Origin of the sequence: Chryseobacterium sp. GVT01B (assembly GCF_019970045.1) — a bacterium.
Lineage (GTDB): Bacteria > Bacteroidota > Bacteroidia > Flavobacteriales > Weeksellaceae > Chryseobacterium.
On the sequence record NZ_JAHXYI010000007.1, the window covers coordinates 272,296 to 288,283 of the forward strand.

Consider the following 15,988-nt stretch of genomic DNA (forward strand, 5'->3'; position numbering starts at 1 on the left):
TTTTTGACGGGGTGGTCTATAATGCAATTACAAAAACCCCGGCTGTTTCAAAGAAACAGCCGGGGTTTTATCTATATAAAAATAGCTTATTTAAGCTAAAATTCTCTTTACAGCTTCTTTCACTGCAGCAGCATCAATTTTATACTTTTTCATCAATTCTGCTGGTGTTGCAGACTCTCCGAAAGTATCATTTACCGCTACAAATTCCTGTTTTGTAGGTCTTCTTCTTGCAAGCATACCTGCAACAGATTCTCCTAAACCACCAAGGTAGTTGTGCTCTTCAGCTGTTACAATTTTACCTGTTTTTTCAACAGATTTCAGAATGATCTCTTCGTCAAGAGGCTTAATCGTGTGAATGTTGATTACCTCACAAGAAATACCTTCTTTCTCAAGCTCATCTGCAGCTACAAGAGATTCCCATACAAGGTGCCCCGTTGCAACAATCGTTACATCAGTACCTTCCTGAAGCATAATTCCTTTTCCGATTTCGAAAGGCATATCTTCCGGAATGAAAACAGGAACTACCGGTCTTCCGAATCTTAAATATACAGGACCTTCAAAATCAGCAATCGCTAAAGTAGCAGCTTTAGTCTGGTTATAATCACAAGTATTGATCACTGTCATTCCAGGAAGCATTTTCATCATACCGATATCTTCAAGAACCTGGTGAGTAGCTCCATCTTCTCCTAAAGTAAGACCTGCGTGAGAGGCACAGATTTTTACATTTTTATTAGAATACGCGATAGACTGACGAATCTGGTCATATACTCTTGAAGTAGAAAAGTTCGCAAAAGTTCCTGTAAAAGGAATTTTTCCTGTAATACTTAGACCTGCAGCAATCCCCATCATGTTAGCTTCTGCAATTCCTATCTGGAAAAATCTTTCCGGAGCCTTTTCAATGAATTTCTCCATTTTCAAAGAACCGATAAGATCTGCACAAAGTGCTACTACATTAGGATTTTTGTCCGCTAGTTCTGCTAATCCTGCTCCGAATCCTGAACGAGTGTCCTTTTTTTCTGTATATGTATATTTCATTTTTATTGTATTAATCGAGATATTAAGATATTAGTAATCAGCTGGAGCTTCTAGGTACAATTGCTTGAATGCTGTGTCTAGCTGCTCATCATTAGGAGCTTTACCATGCCATGCATGAGATCCCATCATATAATCAACTCCATAACCCATTTCTGTATGAAGAAGGATAGCTACCGGCTTCCCTTTTCCAGTTTCTGTTTTTGCTTTCTCAAGGATTGCAATTACAGCTTCAAGATCATTACCGTTCTTTTCTTCCAAAACAATCCATCCGAATGCTTCCAATTTAGCATGAAGATTTCCTAAGCTTAATACATCATCTGTATCTCCGTCAATCTGACGTCCGTTGTAATCAATAGTAGAAATGATATTATCTACTTTTTTAGCAGAAGCATACATCAATGCTTCCCAAACCTGACCTTCCTGAAGTTCACCATCTCCGTGAAGAGTGTAAACAAGAGATTGATCACCATCTAATTTTTTACCCTGAGCCACACCAAGAGCTACAGAAAGTCCCTGTCCAAGAGAACCTGAAGCAATTCTTACTCCCGGAAGTCCCTCATGAGTAGTCGGGTGCCCCTGTAATCTTGAATCTAATTTTCTGAAAGTGCTCAGTTCTTCAACAGGGAAGAATCCGAATCTTGCTAAAGTAGAATAGAATACCGGAGAAATATGTCCGTTTGATAGATAAAAATGATCTTCATTTTTGCCTTCCATTGTGAAAGGAAGTTTATAGTTCATTACCTTTCCATAAAGTGCTGTGAAGTATTCTGTACAACCTAAACTTCCGCCCGGGTGTCCTGAATTTACAGCATGAACCATTCTTAAAATGTCTCTTCTGATCTGCGTAGTAAGAGATTTTAGCTCTTCAATACTTTTACTCATTATGTCTGATTTATTTGAACGCGAATTTACAATTTTTTACCGGCTTATGGAAATGCAAAAATCCGGATCTCAAAACCCGGATTTTAATTAATTTGAATTTTTTTCCGCTTTTAACAGCCCTCATTGAGGTAAACGGATATTTCTGTAACAATATTATTAACAAATTTAAAGCTTAACAGCGTTCCTGCCTGACTGTCTTCAATATTAAAATAACCGGAATCTTTGATAGGTTTGCTATTGTCATCCCAATCCGGACGTACACTGAAATTGGGATAATTTCTGTATGCATTGATAAGGTCATCTCTGGTGCTTCCCACCCCGATTCCACTTTTGGTTTTAAATTTTTTACTCGTTGTTGTCATGTAAGTAACTGAAGGAACACTCGGGTTGGCTTCATTAATATAATTGTCGAAAAGGTCAATCTGAATGATCTCTCCATTATACTTTACCCTGTTTTTTTTCTCTCCACCGGAGTTCGAAAGTTTCATTCCTGCAATTTTTTCAGCCTCAACCTTAGGCATAAAGACTTTAAACGGCCCGATTCTTAAAGTTGATACTTCAAAATTTTCCTGTGCATTCATAAAACTGAATGTTAACAAGAAAGCGATAATTGAGATAATTTTTTTCATGGTTTTTTTATTTCTGTTTCTTTTTATTTTGTTAAATTTTTGAATGGCTTTATATCATTCGTAGCAAAGATAATTAAATTAGAAAAGTCTATAAAATTAGTTATTTTAATAAAGAAAATTTGTGTATTGAGCTGAATGCTTTGTGGTAGCTTGATTGTTGATTTTTTACTACTGAATATCATTTTTTTTTGAATTTTAGTATATAATATTTGATAAATTTAGTTAATTTTATAATTCAATATTATTTGAATTATAAACCTTTAACTGATTATTCTTTAGTTTTTAGTCTTGTTATTTGAATTAATAAAAATTACAAACCATTATATATGAAAATTAAACAATTATTTTATTTGGGGATATTTGTAATATCCATTTCCTCAGGGAAGGCCCAGGACTTTTTTACAGTGATCAGTGAAAGGTCTATCAAAGCAGATCCTAAAAACAGGACAGTACAGCCGGAAAAGTCATTGACTTATACATTAGATGTGGCTGGAATGAAAAGTTATTTTAATTCTGTTCCGGAGTTGAAAGACAGTGATCTTAAAGATAATGCTCCGATTATTGTTTTGCCAATGCCGGACGGTAAGAAAGCAAAATTCAGAATCTGGAAATCTTCGGTGATGGCTCCTGGGTTAGCCAGTCAGTTTCCTCAGATCGTTACTTTTACAGGGCAGGGAATTGATGATAAGTACGCTACTATAAAACTGGATTTTACGGAGCTGGGATTCCATGCACAGATAAAATCTATAGTAGCGGGAGATACTTATATTGATCCTTATGCAAAATTGGATATTAACAATTATATCATCTATAAGAAAAGTGACTTAATTGATAAAACCCAGAGATCCTGCGGAGTAAAAGATGAAGATTCTTCTTTTGAAAAAAAAAGCGCACAAAAAACCGTAAGTCCAAGCGTAGGGGGTCAAATTAGAGTTTTCAGATTTGCAGTGGCCTGCACAGGAGAATATGCTGTTGCAGCAACTGGTTCAGCTACTCCTACTGTTGCGCAGACTCTTTCCGCAATTGTAACATCTGTAAACAGAGTAAACGGAGTCTATGAGCAGGAAGTTGCTTCAAGACTGGTATTGGTGGATAATGAAGCAAATGTAGTTTTTACAAATGCTACTACAGATCCATTTAACGGAAATAACAATGCCAGCACATTGATTAATGAGAGCCAGACTCAGATTGATTTACTGATAGGAAATACTAATTATGACATCGGCCATACTTTCAGTACAGGCGGAGGTGGATTAGCTGGATTGGGAGTAATTTGTAATGCAACCAATAAAGGAAGAGGGATTACCGGTTCTCCTAACCCTGTTGGTGATCCTTATGATATTGATTATGTAGCTCATGAAGTGGGACATCAGTTTGGAGGTCCTCATACTTTTAACGCAATTACAGGCAGCTGCAATGGAAACCGTAGTGCTACCAATGCTGTAGAACCCGGAAGTGGAATTACGATTATGGCTTACGCAGGAATTTGTGGAAGCACAAATAATTTAGCTCCTAACAGTATTCCTACTTTTCATACCAAATCATTCCAGTCTATCACAGCAAAAGTTCAGTCAACTTCATGTCAGGTTACACTTCCGGTTAACAATTTCGCTCCTACCGTAAATGCAGGTGGTGATTTTACCATACCAAAGGGCACACCGTTTAGATTAGAAGGATCCGCTTCAGATATAGATAATAACCCACTTACTTACAGCTGGGAACAGAATGATGTAGGCCCGGCAGGTGACTGGAATGCTCCAACAGGTAATGCACCTCTATTCAGATCATACGTACCTGTAACAGTTCCTTACAGATATTTCCCGAAACTTACAGACGTAATCAATGGTACTGTATCCAAAGGAGAAGTGAGACCATCCTATGCAAGAACCATGGAGTTCAGACTGACTGTAAGAGACAATAACGCAGGATGTGCAGGAGTTTCAAATGATGATGCTATCATTACCGTTGATGGGAATTCAGGGCCGTTCAATGTAACTGCACCTACCACAGCTGTCAACTGGGCGGGTAATTCTACTCAGACCATAACATGGGATGTAGCGAACACAACTGCCTTCCCTGTAAATTGTGCTACGGTAAACATTTTCCTTTCCACAGATGGAGGTCTTACGTATCCTACGCTTATCTTAGGCTCTACTGCAAATGATGGCTCCGAGACCGTTACGATTCCTAATATAACGACTACGCAGGCCAGAATTATGGTGGCAGCAGAGACGAACGTGTTTTACAATATTAACCCTATTAACTTTACGATCACACAGACATTGGGAGTAAACGAAACAGCTTCAAATAAGGATGTATTCGTAGTATATCCTAATCCTAGTAAAGGACTTCTGAATATTAAATTTACCAATTCAAATGAAGTGTATGACATGAACGTATATGATGTAAGTGGAAAATTAGTATTCACTCAGGCTAATAATAAACTGAACCATGATAAAACAGGTACTTTTGATTTGTCACAGTTGGTTAAAGGTGATTATCTGATTAGAGTTAAATCTAAAAATATGGAGAAAACAATCAAGTGGATTAAAGAATAAAGAATCCATTCACCAAAATAAAAAAGGCTGTCTTCAATGGAGGACAGCCTTTTTATTTTTTTATAAAGATTAAATTAAACGACTCTTAAATAGTTTTTGTTTTTTACCAGCCATAGGCCAATAAAGGTCAGCAATCCGTTAAGAACAATCAGCTCTACACCGATTTTGTAATCGGTATAAGTTGTTACAGCAAGGTTGATCAGATAGGTAAGCACAGGTGCTAAAATAGTCACTACAAGAATGGAATACTTTCTTGAGATCTGAAACTTCGTGAAGATTCCAAAAGCAAAAAGCCCCAAAAGCGGTCCGTAAGTATATCCTGCAATTTCCATGATCAGATAAACAATAGATTTGTCATTCATTGCTTTGAAAACCATGATCAGGATAAAGAAAACTACCGTAAAGATCAAATGCACTTTCATACGAAGACGTTTCTTTTCTTTTTCAGTTTTGGTTTTATCTTCATTAAGGTTTAATAAATCTACACAATACGAACTTGTTACAGCCGTTAAAGCACCATCTGCAGAAGGGAATAATGCTGAGATCAATCCGATAATGAAAATAACGGAAATTGTCATTGGAAAATATCCTTGAAGCGATAAAGCCGGGAAAAGGTCGTCTCCCATTATATTCTTAATATTTCCTGCAGTGTCTTTAAATCCAAAAATATTCGTGACTGTTTCACCGTTTATAGTTCCATATTCTGCTCCATGTTGTAGAGCAAAAAGGTATAATAATCCTCCCAGGAATAAGAAGGCAAGATTCACGATAAGAAGTGTTCCTGCGAAGGTCAGCATGTTTTTCTTTGAATTCTTAAGATTATCTACAGAGATATTTTTCTGCATCATTTCCTGATCCAGTCCCGTCATCGCAATCGTAATAAAAATTCCTCCCAAAATTGTTTTCAGGAAAAAGGTTTTGGAATTAGGATCAAAATTGATGAAATGAGTGTAGTTTTTCTGTTCCAGAATAGTATATGCTTCTCCAAATGATAAATTCAGGTTGGATAAAATGTAAACGATACATGCTACAAGGCTGATAATCATAAATGAAGTTTGCAGTGTATCGGTAATAACAATTGTCTTTACACCGCCTTCAAAAGTGTAAAGAAGCACCATCAGCAAGAGAACAAGAGAAGTTACCCAAAACGGAACTCCCAAACCTTCAAGCAAGAAAATCTGTAAAACGTTTACCACCAGATATAATCTTGCCGTAGCACCAATTGCCCTTGAAATAATAAAAAAGATGGAACCTATTTTATGAGCTTCCACATTGAATCTTTTCCCGAGATATGTATAGATAGATGTGAGGTTCATCTTATAATAAAGCGGAAGCAATATCGCTGCAACGATAAAATACCCGATAAAAAACCCGATCACCATCATGTAGTACTCAAAACCTCCGTAAATATATTCGGAGCCGGTCATTTTTCCTACAGTACCCGGAACAGAAATAAAAGTAACCCCACTTAAGCTGGTTCCTATCATCCCGAATGCAACGAGCCACCATTTACTCTTTTTATTACCGATAAAAAATGACTGGTTATCAGAATTCCGGCTGGTGAAATAAGAAATCACCAAAAGGCCGATAAAATAGATGAAAACAAATAGCAAAAGGATAGTTCCTGAATTCATGCTTGATTTTTAAATTTTAGCAAATATATAAAAAAGATCAGTCGTGAATCGTGAATTTGAAATACTCTTAGTTTCAAAACAAATTGTGACGATTATTTTGTTTTTATAGCCTGTATTCTGCTAAAAATAAAAACCCTTCCAGATTTCTCTCTGAAAGGGTTGTATTATAAGGGTGGAAAACCGTGGCTAGTTCACTAAAACATCCTGAAGTTCCTCACTTTTCTGGAAACTTGCCTTAGCGAAAGGGCAGAGGGGAATAATCTTTTTTCCATTTTTTCTGGCAAAATCCACTGCAGCCAGAAGCATTTCCTTACCTACACCTTTTCCGTTGTAGGCTTCTTCCACCTCGGTGTGGTCTATAATAAATCTTTCTTCTCCCGCCCAGGTATACGTCATCATTCCTGCGCGACTTCCATCTATGAAAGCTTCAAAACTTCCGTGTTTATCGTCGTTGTTTTGTTTTACTTCGATCATATTATGAGAATTTAGTTAGTATTTCTATGTCGTTGGTTAATATTTTATGAACAGGGCATGCATCAGCAATAGTGTGTAGTCTTTTCAGCTGCTCATCATCCAAAATACCTTCAAAGCTGATATCCCTTTTGAAAACAGCTCTTTTTGTTAATGGGAAATTTTCAAGCTCTACTTCCACATTGATGTTTTCTACATCCCATTCCTTTCTTTCAATGTACATTCTCAGCGTAGCAGCTGTACAGCTTGCCAATGACGTTGCCAGAATTTCCATTGGGTTAAGACCTTTATTCTGTCCGCCTTTATCAATCGGTTCATCGGTGATGATCTGATTTTCGCCGGCTGTTACTTCTGTATAATATTTTGTTTTTCCTAAACTTGCTTTTACCGTTACCGCCATTATTTTTCTGTATTGAATTTATAACTTAATGCACCAGAAGGGCATTGGTCTATTTGTGTTCTAAGTTCTTCCGGGCTTGCATTTTCTGCTTTTATCCAAGGTCTCTCTTTAGGATTGTAGACTTTGGGAAGCAATTTTACACATACAGCCGAGTGGATACACTTTTGAGGCTGCCAGATGACAGTAATGTTACCGTTGGGATATTCGTGTGTTTCCATATCAATTTTCTTTTAATGATTTTTCGATTCTTCTGTCCGGAATCAGCCATATAAGAGCCACTAGATAATAAAAACCTATGGCAATATAAGGATAAAAAAATGAAGTAGCGATGCCAAGAACATAAAAAATAATAGAGATATACTCTTTATACTTCGAATGAATGGCCTCTTTCAGCTTGGAATCTTCTCCCTCGCACCGGATAATGACATGCTCCAGAATGGTATAGGCAATTGCCGCCATTATAAGACCGATACCATACACTGCAACAGGATTTTTAGCGAAACCGGTAGTTCCGATCCATTCCGTGGCAACAGGCATCAATGAAAGCCAGAACAAAACGTGAAGATTGGCCCAAAGAATGCTGCCATTTACTTTTTTTACCGTCTGAAACAAATGATGATGGTTGTTCCAGTAGATTCCTACATAAATAAAACTGAAAATATAAGCCAGGAACTTGGGAAGAAGAGGTTTGAGGCTGGCCCAGCTATCTCCCTCAGGTACTTTAAGTTCAAGTACCATAATGGTGATAATAATAGCCAGGACACCATCACTGAATGCCTCCAGTCTTCCTTTAGTCATTCGCTTTAACCTGGTTTTTAAAGTTTTGTATTTTATCCTTGAGATCCTTCAGCATATCCGGATTGATAACTCCGCTTTCCATGTCAAAATTTTCATAAAACTTTGGCAGTGAAAAAGTATCCTTGATATCTGCTGCGAACTGTGGGAAAAATGTCTTTGCCGTATTCATTACATTTCCTCCGCCGTAACCTCCGGGAGAAGTACTCATCAGAAGCATGGGTTTATTCTGAAATACTTTTACATTAATTCTGGAAGACCAGTCAAAAACATTTTTAAAAGCTGAACTGTAAGAACGGTTGTGTTCTGCCAGAGAGCAAATGATTACGTCACATTCTTCAATGGCTTTTAAAAACCCATGGGCTTCATCCGGAAATCCTTTCTTTTCAAGATCCACAGAAAAAACAGGCATAGTGAAATCGTTGAGGTCAATCAGATTGATTTCTTCATCCTGAAAATCTTTCAGAACAAACTTTACCAGTTCCCTGTTGATAGAAGTGGAAGATGTACTTCCCGCAAATGCTAATATTTTCATGGTTTGAACTGAAATTATTTTCTGTTTAAAATAGCCTTAGGAAGCGGAACGTATTCATTTTCATCGCCCGGAACCAAAGGAAATGCATCATGATTCTGATCATTCCAGTTTACTTTTGCCTGATCGATTAATTCTTTATCAGAGTTAACGAAATTCCAGAATATAAAGCGTTCTTCATCAAATGGCTCTCCGCCGAAAAGATATACCGTTCCGTTTTCGCTCATATCAAATTCACAAAGCCTGGTATCTTTAGCGATCATCAGCTGTTTTGAACCATAAGAGTTTCCTTCAGTAGTTACTGTTCCGTCCAGAACATACATTGCAGCTTCTCCGTAAAGATCTTTTCCGATGCTTATTTTCTTAGCTTCTTTTGTTTTTATTTCGATGAAAAATAACTTGCTGTGTACAGGAACCGGAGATGTTCTGCCAAATGCTTCGCCCGCAATTAGTTTATATTGAATACCATCTTCTTCCCAAACAGGAATCTCATCAGCTTCAATATGATTAAAAGTTGGTTCAGACTGTTCAAGATGCTTCGGAAGCCCTACCCAGATCTGGAATCCGTGAAGTTTTTTATCTGTGTGTCTTAAATATTCAGGAGTTCTTTCTGAATGTACAACTCCTTTTCCGGCAGTCATCCAGTTAACAGCACCCGGTTTTATTTCAAGAGCACTTCCAATACTGTCTCTGTGGAAAATAGAACCTTCCAGCAGATACGTTAATGTAGATAATCCGATATGCGGATGAGGGGGAACATCAAGATTCTGATAATCCTTTAATTCCGAAGGGCCCATATGATCTATAAATACGAAAGGTCCAACAGCTCTTTTTTCACGGAAAGGAAGAAGTCTTCCTACCAGAAAATTTCCGATATCTGCTGCTTTTTCTTCAATGATAAGTCCAATATTTGACATGATGATGTGATACTTTTTAAAATGTTAATTAAATAAATTGAGTGGCTTTACAGGAAATTTAAAGTTTGTCATATCCTTCAAATTTCTCATCCACGATACGTTTCCATTCTGGATGTTTCTTAATAAAAGCGAAAACGAAAGGACAGAAGGGAAGAAGCTTTTTTCCGCTTTCTTCAATATAATTCAGCGTTTTTTCTACTACGGCAGCCGCGGCACCTGTTCCTGCCAATTCAGGGTCTGCTTCAGTATGTACCAAAGCGATCTGGTGCGTTGTCTCACGATAATCAATGAATGCATAATGTTCGTTGAATTCTATTTCAAATCTTTTTTCCGCTTTTACAAGAGGTATATTTTCAAATTCTGGTTTCATAATTTTGTATTAAAAGAGTCTGTTTTCCAATAAAATAAACAGAACTCAGTTGTAAAATAGCTAAACCTTATAGGTTTCAAAACCTACAAGGTTTGCCATTATATAAAGTTAATAAAAAAGGAATTATCTAAGATTAAGATAAATTTAATTCTTTTAATCTTCAAGGTATCCGAACTTTCCGGTGTTGAAATCCTCAAAAGCCTGCATTATTTCCTCTCTGGAATTCATTACAAAAGGGCCGTGTGGATAGATCGGTTCGTTAATCGGTTCACCACTGATGATTAAAACAATAGCATCTTCTTTTGCTTCAATAGTGAAAGTTTCTCCTTCATTTTTAAATAATGCAAGATGATCCGTTTTCACTGTTTCTTCACCATTGACGATAATGCTACCTTCGATAACCAAAGCTGCGGTATTGAAATGAGCCGGAAAATTAAAATCGGCTTTTCCACCTGCTTTAAGTTTGGCATTCATCATATGAACCGGAGTGAAAGTGCTTGCAGGACCTTTATGACCGTCATATTCGCCGGCAATTACTTCCACAAAACCATTTTCACCCAGATCTACTCTTTCCATTGTAGAGTTTTCAATAGCCTGGTATTTCGGGCAGCTCATTTTATCCTTTGCTGGAAGATTTACCCAAAGCTGAACCATCTGAAAAATTCCTCCTTCTTTTGCCCATGCTGTTTCATGGTACTCTTTATGAAGAACTCCTTTTGCAGCGGTCATCCATTGAACGTCACCTTCTCCTATAACACCGCCGCCGCCAGCGCTGTCATGGTGCTCTACTTTTCCGCTATATGCTATCGTTACTGTTTCAAAACCTCTGTGCGGATGAACTCCTACACCTCTTGGTCTGTCGGAACCATTGAAATGAAATTTTGAATTGTAATCAAGCATAATAAACGGATCCATTCTTTTCATATCTAAACCGGATACTCCCGGAATAAAATTGTGAACCCTGAATCCATCGCCTACAAAGTGTGCAGGTCTTGGAGATACTACGATTTCTATTTGTTTAGTTGCCATTACATTGTTGATTATGTAAACAAAATTACCATAGTTATGTGCGAAAAGCATTGATCTGTGTTAAGTTCGTAGGAAGGGTAGAATGGCAAAATGAAAGATTAAATCGGCCCTTTAAAGTTTTATTCTTTACTCTTCCTTTGATTTCATGTTCTTTCCATCCGAAATGTGCAGTCTTCTGAAAACAAATCCTGATAAAATCGTTAATATTCCTACCGTAAGAAATGTAAGTCGAAAGGCATTGTGGATTTCACCATTAATCAGATCTGTATTTTCAAACAGTTTTAAAACAATCAATCCAAATGCAATTCCGAAACCGATAGCGAGCTGTTGATTCACCGAAATCAAAGAATTCCCGCTGCTGGTCTGAAAGTTACGAAGATCTGCAATAGAAATAGTATTCATGGAAGTGAACTGAATAGAGTTGAAAAATCCTAATACTGCAATAATGGGAACAAACCAATATAAAGAAGTGTGTATGTCAGGTATGGCAAGAAGACAGATGAGTGTTCCGATGATGAACGTATTCACCATTAAAGTCTGACGATAGCCGTATTTATCCAGAATTTTAATCACAGATGATTTTCCGAAGATAGCTGTTAAAGCCATAGGAGCAATGATCCAGCCCGAAGTTACAGCTGATTGTTTATACGCAATCTGAATCATCAGGGGAAGCAATAACGGAACAGAACTGATTCCTAATCTGGTGGCCAGGTTTCCTACAATACCTACCCGGAATGTTCTCACCTGAAATAGGTTTAACGGAAAGATTGGATTTCCTCCTCTTTTTGCATGTTTGTAATAATAATACAGAAACAAAAAGCCCATAATGAATACAAGCAAAACAGGGGTGATATTCTGCATGTCTCCAAAAAGTTCCAGTGAAACCGAAAGCAGTAGAGAGGCTGCTGCAAATATTAAGAACCCTTTTAAATCAAAATCAACATCATCCGACTTATAATTGGGCATGAATTTTAATCCTAAAAGAATCCCTAAAAGACCGATCGGAATGTTAATGAGAAATATCCAGTGCCATGAAAGGTAATCTACCATATAACCCCCGACTAACGGACCGAGTACAGGACCAATAAGGGCAGGGATAATGGCAAAGTTCATCGCTTTAAGCAGTTCACTTTTATCAAACGTTTTGATGAGTGCCAGTTTCCCGACAGGAGTCATTAAACTCCCTCCGACTCCCTGGATAACCCTTGAAATAACCAAATGAGTAAGATTCTGAGATAAAGAACAAAACAGGGAACCTAAGCTGAACAATACCAATGAAAAAATAAATACTTTTTTGGTTCCGAACCGGTCTGCCAAAAATCCGCTGGCAGGCATGAAAACAGCTAGTGTCAGAACATAACTGATAATGGCGTTCTGCATATTAAGTGGAGACTCGTTCAGATCTTTTGCGATAGAAGGCAGGGAAGTATTCAAAATGGTTGAATCCAGCATTTGCATAAAAATAGCCGTGGCCAGAATTAAGGGAAGTATTTTCTTTATGGACGTCTGTTGTGTGTTTGCTTCTGTCATTTTGTATAGGCTGGAACGTGAAAAATGTCCAGACTTGTTTTATGTGAAGAGCCGCCTTCTTTAAGCGGTTTGATTCTTAGATAAAGAAATCCATATAAAATTAAAAAAGTCCTGTGAAATTTCACAGGACTTTTTGATTTATTTTCTAGGTTTTTCTACTCCTTTCCATTCATCACCGGCTTTTCTGTACTGGCTTAAAGTGAACGTTTTGAAATCCTTTGTTTTGTATTCGATGTTATCGGTATTCTGCTCAAACGGCATGATGTAATAATATTCAATATCTGTCTTATCAGACTTGTTTCCTTTTTTTACAGTAGGAACATATTTTGAAAACTTATAGCTTGGAAGATATTGTTTCAGTCTTGCGTAGAAAGCTTTGTCTTCTTTTTCGCTAGGAATGATATCTACAATATTCAAATCGTCTTTTTTCTTATCAATCCAAAGATAATATGTCTTTTCTTCTCCTATATTTCTGTTGAATGAGTTGAAAGCAAATAATTCTTTCGGTACAAGTTCCTTGATTTTTTCAGGATCAACCTTTGTGTAGTATTGCCCTTTTGAAGGATCTACATAGGTTTCAAGGTTATACATTAAAACAGAATTGTTTTCAAATTTCTTATTTTTAAAATATTGATTTAAAGATAATTCTGCAGTTGCTCTGAGTTCTTTACCTCTGGCATCCAGTTTTTTTGTTGGATTCTGAGGATTTACATATTTTACAAATTCATATAAAACAACAGGTTTTATATCTTTAAGGTGAGGATACGTTTTTAGCTGCTCCGCTTTTACAAGCCAGTAGAATTGTTGGTAATAATCATCTTTATCCTGATCTTTTACACTCTTATAAGCCAAAGCAAGCTTCTTTGAATTCAGATATTTGCCATATTTTCCTTGTCCAAAAGCGAAACTTATGGCTAATAAGGCAAATAAAACAGTTAGGTTTCTTCTCATTTTTTTATAATTGATATTTTCGTTTTCCAAATATAATTATTTATTAGATATTATTTTGGATTGTCAGTTAAATTATGCCATATTGTTATTGTTAATTCAAAAGAAAATCCTGTATTGCTACAGGATTGATAAATTATAACTGAGGAAGTTAGGTGTTTAAGGTGATGACATTAAATATCAATAGTCAATTTTTGCTTCGCAAAGTGAATGATTAACTGTAGATTAGAAAACACTTTCGTATTGATGGTTTTTAATCTCGAATCTCGCAACCCGAACCACGCCACAAATTCACAAGCTCAGCGGATTGACCATTGACTATTCACTAATCAACCCCTCTAGTACGAAGTCTCGTGCACTTTTACCGCTCTTCCGCTCGGATCATTCATTTTTTTGAAGGCTTCATCCCATTCTAAGGCGATAGGAGTGGAGCATGCAACAGATGGAACAGAAGGGACAGTAGCTGCTGCCGTTTCACTTGGGAAATGTTCTTCAAAAATAGTTCTGTATCTGTATTCTTCTTTGTTCTGAGGAGTATTTAGCGGAAATCTGAATCTCGCGTTTGCCATCATTTCATCCGTTACTTCTTTTTCAGCAACCTCTTTCAAAGTATCGATCCATGAATAACCAACACCATCCGAGAACTGTTCTTTCTGTCTCCATACAATAGAATCAGGAAGAATGTCTTCAAAGGCTTTTCTCAATACCCATTTTTCGATTTTTCCTTCAGCGGTATTGATCATTTTATCTTTTGGGTTAAGAGTCATAGCAATATCCATAAATTCTTTGTCAAGGAAAGGAACTCTTCCTTCAATTCCCCAGCTCATTAGCGCCTTGTTGGCTCTTAAGCAGTCATACAGGTGAAGTTTACCCAGTTTTCTTACTGTTTCATCATGGAATTCCCTTGCGTTGGGAGCTTTATGGAAATATAAATATCCACCGAATAATTCATCCGAACCTTCTCCTGAAAGTACCATTTTTATCCCCATAGACTTGATTACTCTTGCCAGCAGATACATTGGGGTGGAGGCTCTGATTGTTGTTACATCATACGTTTCCAGATGGTAAATGACATCTCGTACAGCATCCAGCCCTTCCTGTACGGTAAAGTTAACTTCATGGTGAACAGATCCGATATGCTTTGCAGCAGTTTGTGCAGCAGCCAGATCAGGAGAACCTACAAGTCCTACGGCAAAACTGTGAAGTCTTGGATACCATGCTTCCTGTGTATCTCCGCTTTCAATTCTCTGGCGGGCAAATTTTGCAGTAATTGCTGAAATTACCGAGGAATCCAAACCTCCGGAAAGAAGTACTCCATAAGGAACATCACTCATCAGTTGTCTGTGAACAGCATCTTCAAGACCTTTTCTCAATTTTGCGATATTTGTTTCGTTTTCTTTTACATGATCAAAGCTGTCCCAGTCTCTTGTATACCATTGCTGAAGCTCTGTGCCGTCAGAACTGTAAACGAAATGTCCAGGTAAGAAAGTTTCAATTTTCTTGCATACTCCTTCAAGGGCTTTTAATTCGGAAGCTACATAATAGTTTCCGTTTTTGTCCCAGCCTTGATAAAGAGGGCAGATTCCCATATGGTCACGGGCAATAAGATAGACATCATTTTCAGTGTCGTATAATGCGAAGGCAAAAATTCCGTTCAGTTTTTCAACGAAATTCTTTCCATATTTTCTGTAAAGAGCAAGAATAACCTCGCAGTCAGACTGAGTTTGAAACTCATAATCAGGAAATTCTTCTTTTAATTCTCTATGGTTGTAGATTTCGCCGTTCACAGCTAATACTACTTTTCCGTCTTTTGTAAATAAAGGTTGTTTTCCAGAGGTAGGATCTACAATAGCAAGTCTTTCGTGAGAGAAAATTACTTTTTCATCCTGAAAAACTCCGCTCCAATCCGGTCCTCTGTGACGGATTTTTTTTGACATTTCCAAAACCTGAGGTCTTAATACTTCAGTTTTCTGTTTGGCATCAAATAAACATACAATTCCACACATAATTTCTATTATTTATGAAACAAAAGTAAAGGTGATGTTTATAAATAACAATAAAAAATACTTGAAACGGAATATTTTTAATCAATTAATATTTTAAAGTTAAAAATATTAACTATTTGTTCGATTTGACGTGTTTTTGATTGATTTTTTTCGTCAGGCTAAAATTTGTGATATTTCCATACAAAATAAAAATGACATATTTATTAATCTATGGTAATTAATTATATGAATTTTAACCCTTACTTTGTGGCT

16 protein-coding genes are annotated in these 15,988 nt (G+C 36.9%); 1 reads left to right on the plus strand and 15 read right to left on the minus strand.

Translation table 11 applies throughout. The features are described 5' to 3' along the window. Nucleotides 1–90: 90 nt before the first annotated feature. From LC457_RS18505 to LC457_RS18515, 3 genes are all read right to left on the minus strand, one after another. A complete protein-coding gene (locus tag LC457_RS18505; protein ID WP_213278207.1) occupies nt 91–1,035 on the minus strand; it encodes a transketolase family protein in 945 nt (314 codons plus the stop codon). Nucleotides 1,036–1,065: 30 nt separating this feature from the next. Continuing rightward, the gene (locus tag LC457_RS18510; protein WP_223601280.1) at nt 1,066–1,950 is read right to left on the minus strand and encodes a transketolase; all 885 of its coding nucleotides are present in this window, start codon (nt 1,948–1,950) and stop codon (nt 1,066–1,068) included. Between the two features lie 77 nt (nt 1,951–2,027). Further along, nucleotides 2,028–2,546, minus strand: coding sequence for a hypothetical protein (locus LC457_RS18515; protein WP_223601185.1), 519 nt, complete (start codon nt 2,544–2,546; stop codon nt 2,028–2,030). A gap of 326 nt (nt 2,547–2,872) precedes the next feature. On the opposite strand from LC457_RS18515, the gene LC457_RS18520 reads away from it, so the two are divergent. Then, nucleotides 2,873–5,104 (plus strand): reprolysin-like metallopeptidase, encoded by a 2,232-nt coding sequence (locus LC457_RS18520; RefSeq protein WP_223601186.1) that lies wholly within the window; start codon nt 2,873–2,875, stop codon nt 5,102–5,104. Nucleotides 5,105–5,178: 74 nt separating this feature from the next. Here LC457_RS18520 and LC457_RS18525 read toward each other — a convergent pair whose 3' ends face one another. From LC457_RS18525 to asnB, 12 genes are all read right to left on the minus strand, one after another. After that, a complete protein-coding gene (locus LC457_RS18525; RefSeq protein WP_223601187.1) occupies nt 5,179–6,738 on the minus strand; it encodes a sodium:solute symporter in 1,560 nt (519 codons plus the stop codon). 186 nt (nt 6,739–6,924) lie between these two features. Then, entirely contained in the window at nt 6,925–7,212 is a 288-nt protein-coding gene (locus LC457_RS18530) for a GNAT family N-acetyltransferase (protein ID WP_213278212.1), read from the minus strand. Between the two features lies 1 nt (nt 7,213). Then, nucleotides 7,214–7,609 (minus strand): OsmC family protein, encoded by a 396-nt coding sequence (locus tag LC457_RS18535; RefSeq protein WP_223601188.1) that lies wholly within the window; start codon nt 7,607–7,609, stop codon nt 7,214–7,216. Then, on the minus strand, nt 7,609–7,827 hold the full coding sequence (locus tag LC457_RS18540; protein ID WP_047373661.1) for a (4Fe-4S)-binding protein: 219 nt from the start codon (nt 7,825–7,827) through the stop codon (nt 7,609–7,611). The genes LC457_RS18535 and LC457_RS18540 overlap by 1 nt, the downstream gene beginning before the upstream one ends. Before the next feature lies 1 nt (nt 7,828). Then, a complete protein-coding gene (locus LC457_RS18545) occupies nt 7,829–8,407 on the minus strand; it encodes a TMEM175 family protein (protein ID WP_223601189.1) in 579 nt (192 codons plus the stop codon). Next, a complete protein-coding gene (locus tag LC457_RS18550; protein WP_223601190.1) occupies nt 8,400–8,939 on the minus strand; it encodes an NADPH-dependent FMN reductase in 540 nt (179 codons plus the stop codon). Before LC457_RS18550 ends, LC457_RS18545 begins: the two co-directional genes overlap by 8 nt. A 14-nt stretch (nt 8,940–8,953) precedes the next feature. Then, nucleotides 8,954–9,853, minus strand: a complete 900-nt coding sequence (locus LC457_RS18555) for a pirin family protein (RefSeq protein WP_223601191.1) — start codon at nt 9,851–9,853, stop codon at nt 8,954–8,956. Between the two features lie 58 nt (nt 9,854–9,911). Then, on the minus strand, nt 9,912–10,223 hold the full coding sequence (locus tag LC457_RS18560; protein WP_223601192.1) for a GNAT family N-acetyltransferase: 312 nt from the start codon (nt 10,221–10,223) through the stop codon (nt 9,912–9,914). Between the two features lie 153 nt (nt 10,224–10,376). Beyond that, nucleotides 10,377–11,252, minus strand: coding sequence for a pirin family protein (locus LC457_RS18565; RefSeq protein ID WP_223601193.1), 876 nt, complete (start codon nt 11,250–11,252; stop codon nt 10,377–10,379). 126 nt (nt 11,253–11,378) lie between these two features. Next, entirely contained in the window at nt 11,379–12,782 is a 1,404-nt protein-coding gene (locus tag LC457_RS18570; protein ID WP_223601194.1) for an MFS transporter, read from the minus strand. Nucleotides 12,783–12,920: 138 nt separating this feature from the next. Further along, complete coding sequence (locus tag LC457_RS18575) at nt 12,921–13,733, minus strand: hypothetical protein (RefSeq protein ID WP_142719267.1); 813 nt, start codon at nt 13,731–13,733, stop codon at nt 12,921–12,923. A 335-nt stretch (nt 13,734–14,068) separates the two neighbouring features. Then, nucleotides 14,069–15,736, minus strand: coding sequence for an asparagine synthase B (gene asnB, locus LC457_RS18580; RefSeq protein ID WP_223601195.1), 1,668 nt, complete (start codon nt 15,734–15,736; stop codon nt 14,069–14,071). Nucleotides 15,737–15,988: the final 252 nt, after the last annotated feature.

Bases quoted from the DNA above. Each gene is read 5' to 3' on its own strand.
- LC457_RS18545 (WP_223601189.1), bottom strand. From the start codon at position 8,407: ATGACTAAAGGAAGACTGGAGGCATTCAGTGATGGTGTCCTGGCTATT.
- LC457_RS18505 (WP_213278207.1), bottom strand. From the start codon at position 1,035: ATGAAATATACATATACAGAAAAAAAGGACACTCGTTCAGGATTCGGA.
- LC457_RS18555 (WP_223601191.1), bottom strand. From the start codon at position 9,853: ATGTCAAATATTGGACTTATCATTGAAGAAAAAGCAGCAGATATCGGA.
- LC457_RS18530 (WP_213278212.1), bottom strand. From the start codon at position 7,212: ATGATCGAAGTAAAACAAAACAACGACGATAAACACGGAAGTTTTGAA.
- LC457_RS18515 (WP_223601185.1), bottom strand. From the start codon at position 2,546: ATGAAAAAAATTATCTCAATTATCGCTTTCTTGTTAACATTCAGTTTT.
- LC457_RS18565 (WP_223601193.1), bottom strand. From the start codon at position 11,252: ATGGCAACTAAACAAATAGAAATCGTAGTATCTCCAAGACCTGCACAC.
- LC457_RS18570 (WP_223601194.1), bottom strand. From the start codon at position 12,782: ATGACAGAAGCAAACACACAACAGACGTCCATAAAGAAAATACTTCCC.
- LC457_RS18540 (WP_047373661.1), bottom strand. From the start codon at position 7,827: ATGGAAACACACGAATATCCCAACGGTAACATTACTGTCATCTGGCAG.
- LC457_RS18560 (WP_223601192.1), bottom strand. From the start codon at position 10,223: ATGAAACCAGAATTTGAAAATATACCTCTTGTAAAAGCGGAAAAAAGA.
- LC457_RS18525 (WP_223601187.1), bottom strand. From the start codon at position 6,738: ATGAATTCAGGAACTATCCTTTTGCTATTTGTTTTCATCTATTTTATC.
- LC457_RS18575 (WP_142719267.1), bottom strand. From the start codon at position 13,733: ATGAGAAGAAACCTAACTGTTTTATTTGCCTTATTAGCCATAAGTTTC.
- asnB (WP_223601195.1), bottom strand. From the start codon at position 15,736: ATGTGTGGAATTGTATGTTTATTTGATGCCAAACAGAAAACTGAAGTA.
- LC457_RS18535 (WP_223601188.1), bottom strand. From the start codon at position 7,609: ATGGCGGTAACGGTAAAAGCAAGTTTAGGAAAAACAAAATATTATACA.
- LC457_RS18550 (WP_223601190.1), bottom strand. From the start codon at position 8,939: ATGAAAATATTAGCATTTGCGGGAAGTACATCTTCCACTTCTATCAAC.
- LC457_RS18520 (WP_223601186.1), top strand. From the start codon at position 2,873: ATGAAAATTAAACAATTATTTTATTTGGGGATATTTGTAATATCCATT.